This window comes from Tsukamurella pulmonis, from assembly GCF_900103175.1.
Taxonomy (GTDB): domain Bacteria; phylum Actinomycetota; class Actinomycetes; order Mycobacteriales; family Mycobacteriaceae; genus Tsukamurella; species Tsukamurella pulmonis.
Map to the genome: position 1 here is coordinate 1,387,017 of NZ_FNLF01000002.1, position 19,859 is coordinate 1,406,875.

The 19,859-nt window shown below is 71.5% G+C and carries 16 protein-coding genes; 13 read left to right on the forward strand and 3 right to left on the reverse strand.

The window, feature by feature from the left end:
- Positions 1-42 precede the first annotated feature (42 nt).
- The 5 genes from BLQ62_RS07055 to BLQ62_RS07075 are packed head-to-tail and all read left to right on the forward strand — an operon-like array spanning position 43 to position 7,085.
- Positions 43-1,353, forward strand: a complete 1,311-nt coding sequence (locus tag BLQ62_RS07055) for a glycosyltransferase 87 family protein (protein WP_068566517.1) — start codon at positions 43-45, stop codon at positions 1,351-1,353.
- A gap of 4 nt (positions 1,354-1,357) precedes the next feature.
- Positions 1,358-2,422 (forward strand): thiamine ABC transporter substrate-binding protein, encoded by a 1,065-nt coding sequence (locus tag BLQ62_RS07060; RefSeq protein WP_068566516.1) that lies wholly within the window; start codon positions 1,358-1,360, stop codon positions 2,420-2,422.
- Between the two features lie 23 nt (positions 2,423-2,445).
- Positions 2,446-4,056 (forward strand): ABC transporter permease, encoded by a 1,611-nt coding sequence (locus tag BLQ62_RS07065; protein ID WP_082756603.1) that lies wholly within the window; start codon positions 2,446-2,448, stop codon positions 4,054-4,056.
- A gap of 34 nt (positions 4,057-4,090) precedes the next feature.
- Positions 4,091-5,131: an ABC transporter ATP-binding protein gene (locus BLQ62_RS07070; protein ID WP_068533666.1), complete on the forward strand. Its 1,041-nt coding sequence runs from the start codon at positions 4,091-4,093 to the stop codon at positions 5,129-5,131.
- Between the two features lie 4 nt (positions 5,132-5,135).
- Positions 5,136-7,085: a GMC family oxidoreductase N-terminal domain-containing protein gene (locus BLQ62_RS07075; RefSeq protein WP_068566512.1), complete on the forward strand. Its 1,950-nt coding sequence runs from the start codon at positions 5,136-5,138 to the stop codon at positions 7,083-7,085.
- 12 nt (positions 7,086-7,097) lie between these two features.
- Here the strand turns inward: BLQ62_RS07075 and BLQ62_RS07080 are convergent, their stop codons facing one another.
- Positions 7,098-8,102, reverse strand: a complete 1,005-nt coding sequence (locus BLQ62_RS07080; RefSeq protein ID WP_068566510.1) for a cation diffusion facilitator family transporter — start codon at positions 8,100-8,102, stop codon at positions 7,098-7,100.
- A gap of 49 nt (positions 8,103-8,151) precedes the next feature.
- On the opposite strand from BLQ62_RS07080, the gene mgrA reads away from it, so the two are divergent.
- Positions 8,152-9,231: an L-glyceraldehyde 3-phosphate reductase gene (gene mgrA, locus BLQ62_RS07085; protein WP_068567334.1), complete on the forward strand. Its 1,080-nt coding sequence runs from the start codon at positions 8,152-8,154 to the stop codon at positions 9,229-9,231.
- A gap of 13 nt (positions 9,232-9,244) precedes the next feature.
- On the opposite strand, the gene BLQ62_RS07090 is transcribed toward mgrA, so the two are convergent.
- Positions 9,245-9,442 carry a hypothetical protein gene (locus BLQ62_RS07090; protein WP_068532528.1) on the reverse strand — a complete coding sequence of 66 codons (198 nt, stop codon included), beginning with the start codon at positions 9,440-9,442 and terminating at the stop codon, positions 9,245-9,247.
- A gap of 188 nt (positions 9,443-9,630) precedes the next feature.
- Here BLQ62_RS07090 and typA point away from each other — a divergent pair, with 188 nt between their 5' ends.
- The 6 genes from typA to BLQ62_RS07120 all read left to right on the forward strand — a co-directional run bounded on the left by typA (position 9,631) and on the right by BLQ62_RS07120 (position 18,085).
- Positions 9,631-11,538: a translational GTPase TypA gene (typA, locus tag BLQ62_RS07095; protein ID WP_170842901.1), complete on the forward strand. Its 1,908-nt coding sequence runs from the start codon at positions 9,631-9,633 to the stop codon at positions 11,536-11,538.
- Positions 11,539-11,614: 76 nt separating this feature from the next.
- Positions 11,615-13,471 (forward strand): ABC transporter family substrate-binding protein, encoded by a 1,857-nt coding sequence (locus tag BLQ62_RS07100; protein WP_082756601.1) that lies wholly within the window; start codon positions 11,615-11,617, stop codon positions 13,469-13,471.
- Complete coding sequence (gene mshB, locus BLQ62_RS07105; RefSeq protein WP_068566506.1) at positions 13,456-14,379, forward strand: N-acetyl-1-D-myo-inositol-2-amino-2-deoxy-alpha-D-glucopyranoside deacetylase; 924 nt, start codon at positions 13,456-13,458, stop codon at positions 14,377-14,379. Before BLQ62_RS07100 ends, mshB begins: the two co-directional genes overlap by 16 nt.
- Complete coding sequence (locus tag BLQ62_RS07110) at positions 14,380-14,733, forward strand: hypothetical protein (RefSeq protein WP_082756600.1); 354 nt, start codon at positions 14,380-14,382, stop codon at positions 14,731-14,733.
- Entirely contained in the window at positions 14,730-17,321 is a 2,592-nt protein-coding gene (locus tag BLQ62_RS07115; RefSeq protein ID WP_082756598.1) for a bifunctional FO biosynthesis protein CofGH, read from the forward strand. Before BLQ62_RS07110 ends, BLQ62_RS07115 begins: the two co-directional genes overlap by 4 nt.
- Entirely contained in the window at positions 17,318-18,085 is a 768-nt protein-coding gene (locus tag BLQ62_RS07120; protein WP_068566504.1) for a hypothetical protein, read from the forward strand. Before BLQ62_RS07115 ends, BLQ62_RS07120 begins: the two co-directional genes overlap by 4 nt.
- Positions 18,086-18,205: 120 nt before the next feature.
- Here BLQ62_RS07120 and BLQ62_RS07125 read toward each other — a convergent pair whose 3' ends face one another.
- The gene (locus BLQ62_RS07125; protein WP_068532518.1) at positions 18,206-19,423 is read right to left on the reverse strand and encodes a NupC/NupG family nucleoside CNT transporter; all 1,218 of its coding nucleotides are present in this window, start codon (positions 19,421-19,423) and stop codon (positions 18,206-18,208) included.
- A gap of 108 nt (positions 19,424-19,531) precedes the next feature.
- On the opposite strand from BLQ62_RS07125, the gene fdxA reads away from it, so the two are divergent.
- Positions 19,532-19,858: a ferredoxin gene (gene fdxA, locus BLQ62_RS07130; protein ID WP_068566503.1), complete on the forward strand. Its 327-nt coding sequence runs from the start codon at positions 19,532-19,534 to the stop codon at positions 19,856-19,858.
- Position 19,859 lies beyond the last annotated feature (1 nt).

Sequence of the window (19,859 nt, forward strand, 5' to 3'; positions counted from 1 at the left end):
CGGTTCGCGCAATGAGTGTGACCATCGCTAAGGTGTCCACCCGTGACCAAGGACCGCAGCACGTCGGCCGACGGCGGTCCCGCGAGCGGCCTCCGGCGCGTCGCGCTTCCCCTCTTCCTCGTTGCCATCGGCGCCCGGATCGTCTGGATCCTCGCCGGGCAGCACAACTTCAACTTCGTCGACCTGCGCGTCTACTACGAGGCGGCGCAGCGGGTGACCGCCGACGGCGGTCTGTACGACTTCGCGCTGCGCGACTACACGCCCCAGCAGCCGCTGCCGTTCACGTATCCGCCCTTCGCGGCCCTGTTCTTCTACCCGCTGAAATTCCTCCCGTTCCCGGTCGTTGCGGTCGGCTGGGTGGCGCTCACGGCGGGCCTGTTGTTCCTGGTCATCCGCATGTGCCTGGCCATCCTGGCCGCAGGGCGCGGCGCACCGTCGCGCCTGGGCGACGTGCCGCGCGAGCTGCCCCTGGTGTGGACCGCCGCCGCACTGTGGATCGACCCCGTGCGCACCAACCTCGACTACGGCCAGATCAACGTGGTCCTCATGACCTTCGGCGTGTGGGCGGCGTACCTCATCGCCCGGACCGCGCCGTCGCCGTCGCTCGCGCTGCGCCCGGAGAAGGTCGACGGTGCCTCCGGCTTCCTCGTAGGCCTCGCCGCCGGGATCAAGCTCACGCCCGCGGTGGGCGGGCTGTTCCTGCTCGCGCGCGGTCGCGTGTGGGCGGCCGTCTTCTCCGGTGTGACCTTCGCCGCCACGGTGGGGATCAGCTACCTGATCCTGCCGTCGGAGACGCGCCGCTACTTCACCGTGCTGCTCGGCGACACCGGGCCCATCGGCGACCCCGCCAAGCCCGACAACCAGGCGCTGCGGGGCGCGATCTCCCGCTTCGCCGGGCACGATGTGGGCACCGGGCCGGCGTGGATCATCGCGGTGCTGGTGGCGGCGGTCCTCCTGTTCGCCGCCTGGTGGGTGGTGCGCCGCGGTGACGCGCTCATCGCGCTGGTCCTGGTGCAGTTCCTCGGACTCCTGGCCTCGCCGATCTCGTGGATCCATCACTTCGTGTGGATCGTGCCCCTGCTGATCTGGGTGGTGCACGGCCCCCTCGGCCCGCGCGGCGGGGAGGGCTTCGAGGGTCCCGGCGCCGCGTTCACCTCGTGGGCCACCAGGGCTGCTCTCGTCATCGCGGTGTTCGGGTACATCGGCGTGCACTTCCTGCGCAAGGGACTCGAGGCGATCGGCATCGAGGACGGCGTCGTCTGGGCGTTGCTCATGGCGCCCGGGGTGCTCGCGGTAGCGGTCCTCGTCGCCCTGATCCTGGCGCAGCGGCGGCGGCTCGACGCACTAGTCTGAGCGAATGAGCAACCTCGGCCGGATCGGCCTCGCGATCCTGACGGCGGCGGCCCTCGCGACCAGCGCCTGCGCGACGAGCACGGCACCGTCGGCGGAGAGCGGCGCACCGTCGGCGACGGGGGCCGTGACCCTGGTGACCCACTCCAGCTTCCACCTGCCCGAACAGGTCCTCGCCGACTTCACGAAGCAGACCGGCCTCGCGGTCAAGACCGTCGAGCTCGGCGACGGCGGCGAGCTCGCCACCAAGCTCTCGCTGACCCCGGGCAACCCGCCCGGCGACGTCGCCTTCGGCGTGGACAACACCTACGCCGCGCGGCCCGTACGGGCCGGCGTCTTCGACGAGTACGTCTCGCCCGCCGCGGCCAACGGCGCGCAGGAGTACGCCCTCGCGGGCATGCCGCAGCTCGCCGCTGTCGACTTCGGCGACGTCTGCATCAACATCGACACCCGGTACTTCCGCGACAAGAACCTGCCGGAGCCGGTCACCTACCAGGACCTGGCTAAGCCCGAGTACCGCGGCCTGACCATCGTGGAGAACCCGGAGACGGCCTCGCCGGGGATGGCCTTCCTGGCCGGCACCGTGGCGACCCTCGGCGAGGGCTGGCAGGACTACTGGCGCTCGCTGCGCGCCAATGACGTGGTCGTCGCGCCGGACTGGTCGACGGCGTACAAGACCGACTTCTCCGGCTCGTCGGGCAAGGGCCCGAAGCCGATCGTCGTCTCCTACGCCAGCTCGCCCGCCGCCGAGGTCGGCGAGGACGGCGCCGCGCCGCCGACCAAGGCGCTGCTCGACACCTGCTTCCGGCAGGTCGAGTACGCGGGCGTCCTGCGCGGCACCAAGAACCCCGACGGCGCGCGCAAACTGATCGACTTCCTGCTCTCGCCGGCGGCGCAGGCCGCGATCCCCGACGCGATGTACGTCTACCCCGTCACCCGCGGCGTCCCGCTGCCGGAGGCCTGGGCGAAGTACGCGCCCGTCCCGCCGAAGTCCGCCACCCTGCCCGCCGATCGCCTCGCCGACGAGCGCGACGGCTGGGTGCGCCAGTGGCGCCAAGCGATGGGGCGGTGAAACCCCTGTCGTTGCGGGGCGCCGTGACGTCATCGTCGAGCGGGCGGCTCGCGCTGCTGGCCGCGCCGCTGCTGTTCGTCGCGGTCTTCTTCCTCTGGCCCGTCGCCGCGATCATCGCGCGGGGCCTCTCCTCCGACGGTGTCGGCCTGTGGCAGGGGTTCACCGGCGCGGGCGGCCTCGGGCTGGTCCGGTTCACGCTCTGGCAGGCCGCGGCGTCGACGCTGCTCACCGTGGTGCTCGGGCTCCCGCTGGCGTGGCTGACCGCCCGGGTCCGCTTCCGCGGGCAGTGGCTGCTGCGCGTGGTGGCGACGGTGCCGTTCGTGCTGCCGACCGTCGTGGTGGGCGTGGCCTTCCGCACCCTTTTCGCGCCGGAGGGCAGCCTCGGCTTCCTCGGCCTGTCGGAGACGGTGTGGGCCGTGCTGCTGGCGCACGCCTACTTCAACGTCTCGGTGGTGGCGCGGATCGTCGGCGGAGTCTGGTCCGCGATCGATCCCCGGGCCGAGCAGGCGGCGCGCACTTTGGGCGCCGGTCCGGTGCGGGCCTTCCTCACCGCGACCGGGCCGGCCCTGCTACCCGCGATCGCCTCGGCGGCGTCGGTCGTCTTCCTGTTCTGCGCCACCAGCTTCGGCATCGTCCTCGTGGTCGGCGGCAGCCGCCTGCGCACCCTGGAGACCGCCGTCTACCAGGAGGTCGTCGGCGCCTTCGACCTGCGCACCGCGGCCCTTCTGGCCCTGGTCCAGATCGCCGTCGTGGTGTTCGCCGTCGCGCTGAGCGGCGCGCTGCGCGTGCGGGTGTCCCGGCCCTCGAGCGCCGCGCGCACGGAGCCCGCCCGCCCCCGCGGCCGCGCCCGGCTCGCCGTCCTGCTGGGCGTCCCGGTGAGCGTGGTGCTGCTGCTCTTCCCGCTCGGGGCGCTGGTGGTGCGCTCGCTGCACCCGCACGCCTCGGGGGCGCTGAGCCTCGACGCCTACCGGCGGCTCACCGCCGACTTCGGCGGCGTGGTCCCCGCGAAGGCGCTGGTGATGTCGCTCGTCACGGCCGCGCAGGCCGGGGTGATCGCGCTGCTCGTCGGCGGCCTCGCCGCGGTCGCGATCGCCCGCTCCCGAGGCCTGCTGAGCCGGTTCGCCGACGCCGTGGTGATGCTGCCGCTGGGCGTGAGCGCGGTGACGCTGGGCTTCGGCTACCTGCTCGCCCTGCAGTCGCTGCCCGCGGTGCGCGAGTCGCCCGCCGTGCTGCCCTTCGTGCAGGCGCTCGTCGCCCTGCCGCTGGTGGTGCGGGTGCTGGTGCCCGCGCTCGCGGCGGTCGATCCGCGGCAGCGGCAGGCCGCGGCGGTGCTCGGCGCCTCGCCAGTGAGGGTCTTCGCCTCGGTCGACCTACCGGTGATCAGCCGCTCGGTGGCCGTCGCCGCGGGCTTCGCGTACGTCGTCACGCTGGGCGAGTTCGGAGCGGCGAGCTTCCTCGTGCGCCCCGAGCAGATGACGCTGCCCGTGCTGATCGGCCGGATCGCCGGCCGCCCGGGCTGGGACAGTGCGGCGCTGGCCGCGTCCTGCTCGGTGCTGCTCATCGTCGCGACGGTGCTGGTGATCGGCGTCGTCGAGGCGCTGCGCCGCGACGACGCGGGGAAGGCCGAGTTCTGATGCGCGATCGTCACGACAGGGGAGGGTGGATTCGGTGCTGACCATCGACCGGGTCTCGGTGCGCTACGGCGACCGGACCGCCGTGCGGGACGTCTCGCTCACCGTCGGCGAGACCGCGGGGGGAGAGACGGCCGGGGACGAGAGCACCGCGGTGACCGCGCTGCTCGGCCCCTCGGGCTGCGGCAAGTCCACGCTCCTGCGGGCCGTCGCCGGGCTCGAGCCCCTCGCCGAAGGGCGGGTGCTGTGGGACGGCGAGGACCTCGCGCAGGTGCCCACGCACCGCCGCGGCTTCGGCATGGTCTTCCAGGACGGCCAGCTCTTCGGACACCGCGACGTGGCCGGCAACATCCGGTACGGCCTGCAGCGCCACCACTGGCCGCGCGCCGAGGCCGACGCCCGCGTCGAGGAACTGCTCGAGCTGGTGGGGCTGCCGGGAATGGGAGCGCGGCCCGTCGGGGAGCTCTCCGGCGGACAGCAGCAGCGCGTCGCGCTCGCCCGGGCGCTCGCGCCGAAGCCCCGGCTGCTGCTGCTCGACGAGCCGCTCTCGGCCCTCGACCGCCAGCTCCGCGACCGCCTCACCGCGGACCTGCGGCGGATCCTGCGCGAGACGGGCACCCCGGCGCTGATCGTCACCCACGATCACGACGAGGCGGTCGCGTTGGCCGGCACCGTCGCCGTGCTCGACGCCGGCGAACTCGCCCAGGTCGACCGGCCTGCGCGGCTGTGGCGGCGGCCGCGCACGGCCGACGTCGCCCGCTTCCTCGGCTACTCCGTGCTGCTGGACGCGCAAGTGACGAATCTGCAGGCGACGTCCGCGCTGGGGCGGGTCCTCGTCGACTGCCCCGACGGCCGGTTCCAACTGGGGCTGCGGCCCGGCTCGGTCGCGATCCAGGCACACGGCGTCGAAGCCCGGGTGATCGGCTCGGTCCCCACGGCCGACGGGGTCCGGATCACCGCCGCCGTCGACACCGAGGACGGCGAGCTGCTCGTGGACGCGCTCGGCGACACCCCGCCCGCCGACGGCGAGATCGTGCGCGTCGCGCTCAACCCGCGCCGCATCGCCGTGATCGGATGATGCCGTGACGAACGACGTCTTCACCCCGCGCCAGGCCCGTGCCCTGCTGTCGATCGCCGACACCCTCATCCCCGGCGGCGACGGCATCCCCGGCGCCCGGGAGATCGACTTCCTCGCCTCCGTCTCCCGCACGGCCGCGCACAAGATGCTGCCGCGGGAGCTGCGCGAGCTCAAGGCGTTCCTCGACGTCTGGGACACCCGTGGTTTCGGGCTCGTCAACAGGATCGGGCCGCGGCATTTCTCCGCGCTCCCGCACGCGCGGCGCGAGCAGGCCCTGCTCGGCTGGGGCACGCACTCCCTCGCGCCGGTTCGCGCCGTCTTCCAAGGGCTGCGCTCGCTGATCATCGGCGCCTACTACATCGCGCCCGATGCGACCGGTGCCCGCGCGACGATCGGCTACCCCGAGGCGCCCGGCCCGCTGCCCGACGCACCGGAGCGCCCGCTGCGGCCGCTCGCCATCCCCGCGGGCGGTGCGCGACTGACCGCGGACGTCGTGGTGGTGGGCTCCGGCGCGGGCGGCGGGACCGCCGCAGCGGTCCTCGCGGCGGCCGGGCTCGACGTGCTCGTCCTCGAGCGCGGCGGCTACCACGACGACCGCGATTTCGGTGCGGGCGAGCTGGAGTCGCTGACCACCCTCTACGCCGGTGCCCCGGCGATCTCCGCGGAGGGGCAGTTCTCCTCCTTCATGGCCGGCGGCACACTCGGCGGCGGCACGGTGGTCAACTGGTCCACCTCCTTCGCCACGCCCGAGCACGTCCGCGCCGAATGGGCCGCGCACGGCGCCCGCCAGTTCGCGGCCGGCGAGTTCACCCGCTCGCTCGACGCCGTGCAGCGCAGGCTCGGCGTCAACACCGACCATGGCACCGTGTCCTCGCGCGACGCGCTCCTCGAACGCGGCCTGACGGCCCTCGGCTGGCACTGCGAGGCGATGCCCCGCAACGTGCTCGGCTGCGACCAGGGCGTCGAGTGCGGCCGCTGCGGGTACGGCTGCCGGATCGGCGCCAAGCAGTCCACCGCCAAGACCTGGCTGCACGACGCCGCCGCCGACGGTGCGCGGATCGCCGTCGGCGTCGAGGTGCGGCGCGTGATCGTCGAGCGGGGCCGCGCCACCGGAGTCGAGGCGATCGGGCCCGACGGTGCGCCCGTCACCGTCGCCGCGAAGGCGGTCGTGGTGGCCGCGGGCTCGCTGCAGACCCCGCCCCTGCTGCGTCGTTCGGGCCTGCGCAACAAGCGGATCGGCGAGAACCTGCGGCTGCACCCCGTGACCGCCGTCGCGGGCGTCTTCGAGGAGGACGTGCGCCCCTGGGAGGGGGGCCTGCAGACCCGGTATTCCACCGAGCACGCCGATCTCGACGGCGAGGGCTACGGCGTGATCTACGAGACCGGGCCGGTGAGTCCCGGCGCGATCACCTTGTTCCAGCCCTGGCACTCCGCGGCGCAGCACGCCGCCGACATGCGGGCGATGCGGCACACCGTGCAGGTGGGAGTCATTGTCCGCGACACCGGGAGCGGGCGGGTCACCGTCGGGCGCGACGGTGAGCCCGTCGTGCGGTACCGGCTCAACGAGCACGACGCCGCCCACATGCAGCGCGGCGTGGTGGGCGCGGCCGAGATCATGGCCGCCGCCGGGGCCCGATCCGTGCGCAGCTCCCACCAGAACCGGGTCAGCGCGGACCTCCCCGGATCGCTCGACGGATTCGCGGCCGCCGCGCAGCGGGAGGGCTACGCGCCGGCGCGGTGCCAGATGATCGCGCTGCACATCATGGGGTCGGCCGCGATGGGCGGCAGCCGCGAGACCTCGGCGACGGACCCGGACGGAGCCACCTGGGAGGTGCCCAACCTCATCGTCGCGGACGCCTCGTGCTTCCCCACGCCCAGCGGGGTGAACCCGATGATCTCCATCGAGGCCATCGCGCACATGAACGCCTCGCGGCTGGCGGCCCGCCTGGCTTAGCGCGTCGGCGGGTCACCGGGACGGCGCGGCGCCGTCCTCGGGGAGGTACCAGTCGGGGAGCGGTTCGAGGGCGAGCCGCGTCGTATCGCCGGGGCGGGTGAGGGTGAAGACCGCGCGCTGGATGCGCGGGATGCGGTGCATGTCATCGGCGATCGTCGCCAGGCGCGTGGCGACCTGGGACTCCGGCAGGTCGCCCTCGAGGTCGACGGCGGCGACGAGGAACAGGCGGTCGGCCCCGACCCACTCCATGTGCAGGAAGCTCACCTGCTTGATATCGGGGTGCGCGTACAACTCCTCGAGCATGCGGTTGCGCGCCAGCGGCGTGGCCTCCTCGCCGGTGAGGAAGTCCATGTTCCGGCGGATCAGAAACACCGCGACGAAACCGAGCAGGATCCCGACGGCGATCGAGCCGATGGCGTCCCACACCGGGTCGCCCGTGATCTGGTGCAGCGCGATCGCGACGGTCGCGATGACGATGCCGATCAGCGCACTGAGGTCCTCGGCGAAGACGGAGCGCAGCACCGGATTCGAGGTGATCCGCACGTACCGCAGCGGTGATAGATGCCGCTCCTGCGCGCCGGACTTCATCTGGCGCAGGGCCTGCAGGAAGGAGATGCCCTCGAGGACGAACGAGATGCCCAGCACGGCGTAGTTCCAGCCGTAGTTCGTCACCTCCTCGGGATCGCCGAGCGCGGTGATCCCGTGCCACACCGACACAGCCGCGCCCACGCTGAACAGGCCGAAGGCCGCGAACATCGACCACACGTAGCCGGAGCGCCCGTACCCGAAGGGATGGCTCTCGTCGGCCGGCTTGCCTGCGCGTTTGGCGCCGATGAGCAGGAAAACCTCGTTCCCGGTGTCGGCCCACGAGTGCGCGGCCTCGGCCAGCATCGCCGCCGATCCGGTGATCGCCGCCACCACCGATTTCGCCACCGCGATCAGCACGTTCGCGCCGAAGGCGATGAGCACCGTCAAGAGGCTCTCGTCCTGGGAGTCGTCGACCGCCTCGTCCGTCATGCTGCCGATCGTAGGCCCGGGGACCCGGCAGCCGGGCATGATGGGGGACATGGGTGCATTCGATCCGTACGCCGCGCGTGAGAACCGCTATGACGACGGGGTCCCGTACCGCCGGGTGGGGGAGTCGGGACTCAAGCTCCCGGCGCTCTCGCTGGGGCTCTGGCACAACTTCGGCGACGATAAGCCGTTGCAGACCCAGCGCGACATCCTGCGCCGGGCCTTCGATCTGGGCGTGACCCACTTCGATCTCGCGAACAACTACGGGCCGCCGCCCGGCAGCGCCGAGCGCAATTTCGGCACGATCTTCGCCGAGGACTTCCGTCCCTACCGTGAGCAGTTGGTCATCTCCTCCAAGGCCGGTTGGGTGATGCAGCCCGGTCCGTACGGCTTCGGCGGCTCGCGCAAGTACCTACTCTCCTCGCTGGACCGCTCGCTCGAGCGGATGGGCCTCGATCACGTCGACATCTTCTACAGTCACCGTCCCGATCCCGAGACGCCGCTCGAGGAGACGATGGGCGCGCTGCACAGCGCAGTCACCTCCGGCAAGGCCCTGTACGTCGGAATCTCCTCCTACAGTGCCGATCTCACCGCGAGAGCGCAGGAGATCATGCGCGAACTCGGCACGCCACTGCTGATCCATCAACCCTCCTACTCGATGCTCAACCGCTGGGTCGAGCGCGGCGAGGAGACCACGACGGGGACGTCGGGGCCGTCCCTGCTGGAGACCACCGCCGCCGAGGGGATGGGGGTGATCGCCTTCTCGCCGCTGGCGCAGGGGCTGCTCACCGGCCGCTACCTCGACGGGGTGCCCGAGGACTCCCGCGCCGCGGCCGGCAAGAGCCTGTCCGGGCGGATGCTGTCGGAGGAGAACCTGGCCAGGGTGCGCGGACTGGCGGGCATCGCCGCCGATCGCGGACAGAGCCTGGCGCAGATGGCCATCGCCTGGGTGCTCCGCTCACCGGCGGTGACCTCGGCACTGATCGGGGCCTCGAGCGTCGCGCAGCTGGAGGACAGCGTCGGCGCCGCCGCGAACCTGGAGTTCACCGCCGACGAATTGGCCGCGATCGACGAGTTCGCGGTCGACGGCGACGTCAACATCTGGTGGGGCGCCACCGCCTCGACGTCGTGACCGGGTCTGTTCGCTAAGCCACGCGGGTGCGGTGCGGGTTGTCGCGCACTGCCTTGAGCGACTTCTTCAGTTCCTTCTTGGAGGCGCCGTCGGCCGCGAGGCGATTGAGCCGGTGGATCACGACGGGGCACTTCATGCACCGCGTCTTCTTGCGGCAGCACTTCTTCTTGGGCTTGCTGCCCACGAGCTCGTGCGCCTTGGTCTTACTCACCTCAATAGGTTAGCGCAACCTAATCAGCGATTGTCAATCGTCACACCGGAGACGTCCGATTCGGGGCAGAACCGGGTTTGCCCGTAACCTGGAGTCGACCAGGCGTGTCCTCACGCCCCCTTCCCCGTGTCCGCGTGAGCCGTTCGACGAACCTCATGCGCGCGCGGACGCCAGCACAGGAGAACTTCGTGACCCAGCCCAGCTTCCGCAACGTCGCCATCGTCGCGCACGTCGACCACGGGAAGACCACCCTGGTCGACGCCATGCTGCGGCAGTCCGGCGCGTTCGGTGAGCGCGCCGAGCTGGTCGACCGCGTGATGGACTCCGGTGACCTGGAGAAGGAGAAGGGCATCACCATCCTGGCGAAGAACACGGCCGTGCACCGTGTCAACGCCGATGGCACCACCACCGTCATCAACGTGATCGACACCCCCGGCCACGCCGACTTCGGTGGCGAGGTCGAGCGCGGTCTGTCCATGGTCGACGGTGTCGTCCTGCTCGTCGACGCCTCCGAGGGCCCGCTGCCGCAGACCCGCTTCGTGCTGCGCAAGGCGCTCGCCGCCTCGCTGCCCGTGATCCTCGTGGTGAACAAGACCGACCGCCCCGACGCCCGCATCGAGGAGGTCGTCACCGAGGCGCAGGATCTGCTGCTCGACCTCGCCTCCGACCTGTCCGACGAGGCCGCGGAGGCCGCCGAGCTCGCGCTGGGCCTGCCCGTCATCTACGCCTCGGGCCGTGAGGGCAAGGCGTCGACCACCGCCCCCGCCAACGGCGAGGTCCCGGCCGCCGAGAACCTCGACGAGCTGTTCCAGATCCTGCACGATCACATCCCCGCCCCCAAGGGCGACGCCGCCGCGCCGCTGCAGGCGCACGTGACCAACCTCGACGCCTCGGCCTTCCTCGGCCGCCTCGCGCTGGTCCGCATCCACAACGGCACCCTGCGCAAGGGCCAGACCGTCGCCTGGATGCGCGAGGTCGACGGCGAGCCCGTCATCACCAACGCCAAGGTCACCGAGCTGCTCGCCACCGACGGCGTCGAGCGCAAGCCGGCCGAGGAGGCCGTCGCGGGCGACATCGTCGCCGTCGCGGGCTTCCCGGAGATCATGATCGGCGACACCCTCGCCGACCTGGACAACCCCGTCGCGCTGCCCCGCATCACCGTCGACCAGCCGGCCATCTCGGTCACCATCGGCACCAACACCAGCCCGCTGGTCGGCAAGGTCTCCGGCCACAAGCTCACCGCCCGCATGGTCAAGTCGCGCCTGGACTCCGAGCTGATCGGCAACGTCTCGCTCAAGGTGCTCGACATCGGCAAGCCCGACCAGTGGGAGGTGCAGGGCCGTGGCGAGCTGGCGCTGGCCATCCTCGTCGAGCAGATGCGCCGCGAGGGCTTCGAGCTCACCGTCGGCAAGCCCCAGGTGGTCACCCAGAAGATCGACGGCAAGGTGCACGAGCCCTACGAGCACCTCACCATCGACGTTCCCGAGGAGTACCTCGGCTCGGTCACCCAGCTGCTGGCGAACCGTCGCGGACGCATGGAGACCATGGCGAACCAGGGCACCGGCTGGGTCCGTATGGAGTTCGTCGTCCCCTCGCGCGGCCTCATCGGCTTCCGCACCGACTTCCTCACCGAGACCCGCGGCACCGGCATCGCCAACGCCGTCTTCCACGAGTACGCGCCGTGGGCCGGCGAGATCCGCGCCCGCCACACCGGCTCGCTCGTCTCCGACCGCCAGGGCAGCGTGACCCCGTTCGCGATGATCCAGCTCGCGGACCGCGGCACGTTCTTCGTCGAGCCGGGCGCCGACACCTACGAGGGCATGGTCGTGGGCATCAACCCGCGTGCCGAGGACCTCGACATCAACGTCACCAAGGAGAAGAAGCTGACCAACATGCGTCAGTCCTCCGCCGACGTGATGGAGACCCTCGCCAAGCCCATCAAGCTCGAGCTCGAGGCCGCGATGGAATTCTGCGCCGCCGACGAGTGCGTCGAGGTCACCCCCGAGGTCGTGCGGGTGCGTAAGGTGCACCTGAACGCCACCGAGCGCGCCCGCGAGCGGTCGCGCGCGAAGTCGCGGGACCAGTCCGCGGGCTGATCGAAGCCCCGGTGACGTGATCCCGGCGACGATCGTCGGGCGGTGGAGCGGCAGCGAGCGGTAGGAGGCACGAGCAGTGCGGCGTAGGTCCCTGGGGCTGACGGTGGCGTCGGCACTGCTCGCGACCACCCTGACCGCGTGCGTCGCGGACCCGCCCCCGGCCGTCCCGGGATCGGAGACCTCGGCGCCGCCGCAGGCTCCGACCGCCACCGGCGCCACCGTGCAGGTGGCGATCGACGGCCTCGGTCCGGGCTTCAACCCGCACCTCGCATCCAACTCCTCCTCGGCCTCGCGGGCTCTGGCGGCGATGACGCTGCCGAGCGTCTTCCGCGAGGTCAAGGAGCCGGACGGCCGGGTCACTCCGGTGCAGAACACCGATCTCGTCCCGACGATCGAGCACCCCGCGCCGCTCCAGATCGCCTACACCATCCGGCAGGACGCGCAGTGGTCCGACGGTGCGCCCATCGCGGCCGAGGACTTCGTCTACCTCTGGCAGTCGATGATCACGGCCCCCGACACCGTCGGCTCGGCACCGTACCGGCAGATCGAGTCCGTCGCCTCCGGCGCCGGCGGCAAGAGGGTCATCGTCACCCTCAAGGCGCCGCTGCCGGGCTGGCGCACGCTGTTCCAGAACCTGCTCCCGAGCCACCTCGTCAAGGGCTCGCCGGGCGGCTTCAACGGCGCCATGCGGGAGAAGATCCCCGCGTCGGGCGCCGGATACCTGGTCAAGAAGGTGGACGTCGCCCGCGACGAGGTGACCCTCGAGCGCAACGACCGCTACTGGATGAAGCCCGCCCGCGTGGACCGCATCGTGCTCCGCAAGGGCGGGACCGACACCCAGCTGGCCAACTCGGTGCGCACCGGCGACGTGCAGGTGGTCTCGATGCACGGCGGACCGTCGCTGCTGGCGCAGCTCACCTCGATCTACGAGGTGCGCGCCGTCGAGCAGGTCGATCCCCGCGTGCTGTCGCTGACCCTGAACACCCGCTCGAAGTTCCTCGCCGACGTCGAGGTGCGCCGCGCGCTGCTGGACGCCGTGAACGTCGACCTGCTCACGACGGTCGGCTCCGGCGGCGACGCCGTGCGGCCCGCCCGCGCGCAGGTGCTGGCACCGTCGGACCCCGGCTACGTCCCGACGATGCCGGGGCGCCCCACCCAGGCCGAGGCCAAGGCCAGGCTGGAGCAGGTCCTCGCGACCGCCGGGTACTCGCTGCAGAACGCGCCCATCCCGCCCAGCCAGAGCGTGCCCCCGACCCCGCCGCCGCCCACCACCGAGCCGGCGATGCCGAGCACCAGCACCGATCCGTCGGCGCTGCCCGTGCCGCCCTCGCCGTCGCCCGGCGAGAACGTGCGGCAGTACGTGCGCGACGGGGTGCCGATGTTCCTGCGGATCGGTGTGCCGCAGGGCAACGTGCCGGCGTTCGCCGTCGCGAGCAACGCCACCGATCAGCTGCGCGCGATGGGGGTCTTCGCCTCGGTCGTGACGCTGGAGCCGCAGACGGTCGCCGGGACGGCGCTGCTCGACGGCGGCGTCGACGCCGTGGTCGGCTGGTCCAGCACCGGGCCGACGCCCACGGAGCGGTTCGCCTCGCGCGTCGAGTGCCCCGCGCCCCCGTCGGAGAGCGGCCCGCGGAGCACCACCACGCCGGCGCCGACGCCGAACGCCGAGAACGACCCCGCCGCCACGACGGTGGGCGGCAACCTCGCCGGCCTGTGCGACCAGGCCCTGCAGGGGCTCGCCCTCGACGGGCTGCGCGGCGGCCCGATCGACCTCGCGGCGATCGACACCCAGCTGTGGTCGCAGGCAACGGTGCTGCCGATCCTGCAGGACGTCACCCTGACGGCCGTCGGGCCGGCGGTGCAGGGCGTGACCCTGGAGGGGCCGCCGCGCGACGGCGTCTTCACCGGCGTGGAGGGATGGTCCCGGCAGTGACCCAGGCGAGCGGGCGGCGGCTGCTGCTGGTGCACGCGCACCCCGATGACGAGACGATCACCACCGGCGGGAGCATCGCCCGGTACCTGGCCGAGGGCGTCGAGGTCACCGTCGTGACCTGCACCCTGGGCGAGGAGGGCGAGGTGATGGAGCCGCGGTTCGCGCAGCTCACCGCCGAGCACGCCGATCAGTTGGGCGGCTATCGGATCGGTGAGATGACCGGCGCACTGGCCGCGCTCAGCGATCCCGGCGGTCCGCCGCTGCGGCCCCGGTTCCTCGGCGGGGTGGGGCGTTGGCGCGACTCCGGCATGGCCGGCACACCCGCGGCCGAGCACCCCCGCGCCTTCGCCTCGTCGCCCTACCTCGAGCCCGCCGACGACGGGCCGCTGCAGGCCCTCACCCGGATCATCCGGGAGACGCGGCCGCAGGTCGTCGTGACCTACGACGAGGTCGGCGGCTACGGGCATCCGGATCACATCGCGGCACACCGGCTCACGCACGCGGCCGTCGACGCCGCAGCGGCGCCGGGTGGGGCGGGGGAGCCCTGGGAGGTCGCCAAGCTGTACTGGACGGTGACCTCTCGCGACGACCTGACGGCGGGGCTCGAGGCGCTGCGGGACGCGGATCTGCCCGACGGCTGGCGCGTGCCCGCCGCGGACGAGCTGCCCGCCCACGACGACGCCGCGATCACCACCCGCGTCGACGTCACGCACGTCCTGGACCGCAAGCGCGCCGCGCTGCGCGCGCACGCGACCCAGCTCGGCGTCGATGACACGGGCGCGGCGCTCGCGCTGACCAACCGGATCGCCCAACCGGTCTACGCCGAGGAGTCCTTCGTTCTCGCCCGGGGGACCGCCGCACCGGGCCCCGACGGGATCGAACGCGATCTGTTCGCGGGGGTCGGATAGATGGAGCCGATCGACAAGGTGCTGCTGGGCGCCGCCACCCTCGGCGGCGCGGTGTGCGCCGTGGGCGCCGCGATGTACCTCTACCTGTACGTCGGGGTCGTGCCCCTTCCGCTCTCCGCGGTTCTGTTCGGCGCGCTGCTGGCGTGGATCTCCGTGGCGGCGCGCCGCCTGGGCGGCGAGCCGGTCCACGGCGCCCTGCCGGTGATCGCGTTCCTCCTGGTGACCGCCGTCTTCCTCCTGGGTGGGCCGGGAGGCGACATCGTCCTCTACGCCGACTGGCGCTTGCCCGTGCTCCTGCTCTGTGGAATCGGGATGCCGATCCTGGCGGGACACCTGGCATCATCGACAGAGTGACGGACGCTACTGAGCAGACCCCCGCTCTTCTGCCGGTGCCCTCGGTGCCGAAACGCACGGCGGAGCCGTACGTGCCGACGGCGTCGGCGATGCGACGCGCCCTGCGCCGGGCGCGGGACGGCGCGGTGCTCAACGTCGACGAGGCCCAGGTCCTCCTCGCCGCCCGCGGCGAGGACCTCGACGACCTGTGCCGTTCGGCCGCCCGGGTGCGCGACGCGGGCCTGCTCGAAGCGGGCCTGACGGGGGCCGACGGTCGCCCGCAGGTCACCTACAGCAAGAAGGTCTTCATCCCGATCACGCGGCTGTGCCGCGACAAGTGCCACTACTGCACCTTCGTGACGGTGCCCGGCAAGCTGGCCGCGGAGGGTCACGGCGCCTACATGGAGCCCGACGAGATCCTCGAGGTGGCGCGACGCGGAGCCGAACTCGGCTGCCACGAGGCGCTGTTCACCCTGGGCGACCGGCCGGAGGACCGCTGGGAGGCGGCCCGCACCTGGCTCGACGAGCGGGGCTACGACTCGACCCTGGACTACGTGCGCGCCATGGCGATCCGCGTGCTCGAGGAGACGGGCCTGCTGCCGCACCTGAACCCGGGCGTCATGAGCTGGGAGGAGCTCTCGCGGCTCAAGCCCGTCGCGCCGTCGATGGGCATGATGCTCGAGACCACCTCGGAGCGGCTCTTCACCGAGAAGGGGCAGCCGCACTACGGCTCGCCCGACAAGGACCCGGCGGTGCGGCTGCGCACCCTCACCGACGCCGGGCGTCTCTCGGTCCCGTTCACCACGGGCCTGCTCATCGGCATCGGCGAGGACGAGCGCGAGCGCGCCGAGTCGATCATGGCCATCCGCAAGGTGCACAAGGCCTTCGGGCACGTGCAGGAGGTCATCATCCAGAACTTCCGCGCCAAGCCGGACACCGCGATGCGCTCCGTCGAGGACGCGGATCTCGAGGTCTACCGCGCGGCGATCGCCGTGACCCGCATGGTGCTCGGCCCGTCGATGCGGGTGCAGGCGCCGCCGAACCTGGTCTCCGCGGAGGAGTGCCGCCTGCTGCTGGAGGCCGGCGTCGACGACTGGGGCGGCGTCTCGCCGGTCACCCCGGACCACGTGAACCCGGAGCGGCCCTGGCCGGACCTGGACGCGCTCGCGCAGATCACCGCCGACGCGGGATTCGAACTGCGCCAGCGGCTCACGGCGCAGCCCAAGTACGTGCGCGCCGGCAACCCGTGGATCGATCCGCGGGTCGCGCCGCACGTCGCCGCCCTCGCCGACGCGGAGACCGGGCTCGCGGATCCGGACGCGATGCCCGCCGGCCTGCCGTGGCAGGAGCCCGACGAGGAGTGGGCGTCGTCCGGCCGCACCGACCTGAACACCGCGATCGACGTCGACGGCCGCAACACCGACACCCGCTCGGATCTGGGATCGGCGTTCGGCGACTGGGAATCGGTGCGGGAGCAGGTGCTCTCGCTGTCCGCGCCGGAGAAGGTCGAATCGGATGTGCTCTCGGCCCTGAGGGCGGCCGAGAAGAATCCCGGCGGCCTGAGCGACGACCAGTACCGCGCGCTCGCCTACGCGGACGGCAGCGGCCTGGAAGCCCTGGTGGCCCTGGCGGATCAACTCCGCAAGGACGCCGTGGGCGAGGTCGTGACCTACGTGGTCAACCGCAACATCAACTTCACCAACATCTGTTACACCGGCTGCCGGTTCTGCGCCTTCGCGCAGCGCAAGGGCGACGCGGATGCGTTCACGCTCTCGATGAACGAGGTGGCCGACCGCGCCGAGGAGGCGTGGCGGGTGGGCGCGACCGAGGTGTGCATGCAGGGCGGCATCGACCCGGACCTGCCCGCCACCGGCTACGCCGACCTGGTGCGCGCGGTCAAGCAGCGCGTGCCCGGCATGCACGTGCACGCCTTCAGCCCGATGGAGATCGTCAACGGCGCGGCCCGCTCGGGGGAGTCGGTGCGGGACTGGCTGATCGGGCTGCGCGAGGCCGGCCTGGACACCATCCCCGGCACTGCGGCCGAGATCCTCGATGACGAGGTGCGCTGGGTGCTCACCAAGGGCAAGCTGCCCACCTCCGCGTGGATCGACGTGGTCACCACGGCGCACGAGGTGGGCATCCGGTCGTCGTCGACGATGATGTACGGCCACGTCGACAACCCGTCGCACTGGGTCACGCACCTCAACGTGCTCAAGGGCATCCAGGACCGCACCGGCGGTTTCACCGAGTTCGTGCCGCTGCCCTTCGTGCACCAGAGCGCGCCGCTGTACCTCGCGGGCGCCGCGCGGCCCGGGCCCACCAAGCGCGACAACCGCGCGGTGCACGCCCTGGCGCGGGTGATGCTGCACGGGCGTATCGAGCACGTTCAGACTTCATGGGTGAAACTGGGCACAGCGGGTACCCAGGCCATGCTGCAGGGCGGCGCGAACGACCTGGGTGGCACGCTCATGGAGGAGACGATCTCGCGGATGGCGGGATCGGCGCACGGATCGGAGAAGACGGTGGCGGAACTGCACGCTATTGCCAACGGCATCGGGCGCCCGGCGCGCGAGCGCACCACGACGCACGCCCAGCGGGGTGCCGCGTGAACGCCCTCGAGCCGCGCGGCGGCGCGGTGACGGGCACGGTCAGCGACCTGGATCTGGCGCGCACGGTCGGGGTGTTCGTGGCGGCGGCCCGCCCGGCGGTCGCCGGGGCGCGCTTCGTCTCCACGCTCGCCGGCCTCACGCCGATCCCGGTGGTCAACGGCTACCTGCGCCGTGACGCCGACGGCCGCTCGCGGTGGTGGGTGATCCCCGTCGGCGCGGTGTCGACGGTGGCCGTGGCCTGGCCGGGCGCGCTCGGCGTCGTCGCGCGCCTGCTGCCGCTGCAGACCTACCTGGGCTTCGCGAACCAGACGCTGGTCGTGGTCGGTGTCGCGGGCGAGCACGGCGTGGATCAGGTGCCGGAGCAGATCGACCTGGTCGCGCGCGTACTCTCGCGGCGCCAGATCGACGCCCGCACGCTGCTGGGCGACCACCCGGGCTTCCAGGACCTGGTGCCCGTGCGGGAGACCACCGACAAGCTGCGCGGCGGTGTCTTCTCGGCCGTCGGCGCCGTGCGGGACGTCCTGGGCATGGTGAAGTCGGCACGCTCCGCGCTCGAAGCGCGGCCCAAGCCCGCCGGCGTCTTCGACACCCTCGGCAAGCTGCCCGTGGTGGGTGCTGCCGCCGGGTACGTGGGCGAATTCGCCACGCTGCGCATCGTCGAGGCCCGGGCCTCCGACGGTGCGAAGATCCTCGGCCTCGAGGCCGCCTTCGCGGGCGGTGCGGCACCGTCGGGCATCGAAGCCGATCCCGAGTCGGAGTCGTAGCCAGGCACCGTCGTCGCTAGTCGACGGTTCCCCCTCGATCCGTCCCCTCCCCGCCCCAACGCCGGTCGTTCCGGTGGGGAGGCGACGAATCGGTGGGGAGAGGGCGTGGTCGGCGCCGCGTCAGGAGATGAGGCCGACGACGGTGGCGGAGAGGAACGAGACCAGCGTCGCGCCGTAGAGCAGCTTGAGGCCGAACTTGGCGATCTGATCGCCCTGTGACGGGGCGAGCGACTTCGCGGCGCCGGCGATGATGCCGATCGAGCTGAAGTTGGCGAAGGAGACCAGGAAGGTCTGCACGATCGCGGTGGCCCGCTCGCTCATCACGACGGCGCCGCCGGGGTTCTGCGGGGTGAAGGAGAGCATCGCCACGAACTCGTTGCTCACCAGCTTCGTGGCCATGATCTGGCCCGCCTGCACGCACTCGCTCCAGGGGACGCCCGTCAGCCACGCCAGGGGCGCGAAGATGTGCCCCAGCACGTCCTGGAAGGTCGTGCCGTTGAAGACCCAGGCGAAGAGGCCGTTGACGAGGGCGAGCAACGCGACGAAGCCGATGAGCATCGCGGCCACCGTCAGCGCGACCTTGGCGCCGTCGAGGATGTACTCGCCGAGCATCTCGAAGAAGGACTGCTTCTTCTGCTCGGGGGCGGCGAAGACGTCGTCCTCGGGCGCCACCTCGTACGGGTTGAGCAGCGAGACCACGATGAAGGCGCCGAACAGGTTCAGCACGATCGCCGCCACCACGTAGCGGGGCTGGATCATCACCATGTACGAGCCGACGATCGACATCGAGACCGTCGACATGGCGGACGCCGACAGCGTGTAGAGCCGGTTCGGCGGCAGCGTCGGCAGGATCTTCTTGATCGCGATGAAGTTCTCGGACTGGCCGATGATCGCCGAGCTCACCGCGTTGAAGGACTCCAGCTTGGGCATGCCGGTGACCTTCGACAGCACCAGGCCGAGGTACTTGATGATCAGCGGCAGCAGCTTGATGAACTGCAGGATGCCGATGATCGCCGAGATCACGATGATCGGGAGCAGCACGTTCATGAAGAACGGCCCCGCCCCGTCGGGGTTGGTCTTGTAGTCGACCAGCCCGCCGAAGACGAACGACGTTCCCTCGTGCGCGAACCCGAGGAGGTTCGTGAAGCCCCGCGAGAGAGCGTCGATCACCTTCTCGCCGACCGGTGTCTTGAGCATGATCAGCCCCAGGATGAACTGGATGGCGATCATCCCGATGATGTACGGCGCCTTCTTCTTGAGCATCGCGACGTTCCGGGTGGGAAGGTACGCGAGGAGGAGGAAGACGATCAGCCCGAAGGTACCGACGATTACGTGCACCCGTGAATGAAATCACAAGGCGGGAGGTTAGGCGACACTTCTTTGTGACGCGTTCCAGCGGCGCGGAATACTGTGTGGTGGAAGCAGTCGGTGCGAAGGAGATGACAGGTGACGTACACCATCGCAGAGCCCTGTGTGGATGTGCTCGACAAGGCATGTATCGAGGAGTGCCCCGTCGACTGTATCTACGAGGGCAACCGGATGCTGTACATCCAGCCCGACGAGTGCGTGGACTGCGGCGCCTGTGAGCCGGTGTGCCCCGTCGAGGCGATCTTCTACGAGGACGACGTGCCGGACGAGTGGGCCGAGTACGTGACCGCGAACATCGATTTCTTCAACGAGATCGGTTCGCCCGGCGGTGCCGCCAAGCAGGGGAAGATCGACTACGACCACCCCTTCATCAAGGCGCTCCCGCCCATGAACACCGAGCACTGAC

Excerpts from the sequence above, each read along its gene's own strand:
- BLQ62_RS07060 (WP_068566516.1), top strand. The coding sequence starts at position 1,358 with ATGAGCAACCTCGGCCGGATCGGCCTCGCGATCCTGACGGCGGCGGCC.
- BLQ62_RS07080 (WP_068566510.1), bottom strand. The coding sequence starts at position 8,102 with ATGACGGACGAGGCGGTCGACGACTCCCAGGACGAGAGCCTCTTGACG.
- mgrA (WP_068567334.1), top strand. The coding sequence starts at position 8,152 with ATGGGTGCATTCGATCCGTACGCCGCGCGTGAGAACCGCTATGACGAC.
- mshB (WP_068566506.1), top strand. The coding sequence starts at position 13,456 with ATGGTCCCGGCAGTGACCCAGGCGAGCGGGCGGCGGCTGCTGCTGGTG.
- BLQ62_RS07110 (WP_082756600.1), top strand. The coding sequence starts at position 14,380 with ATGGAGCCGATCGACAAGGTGCTGCTGGGCGCCGCCACCCTCGGCGGC.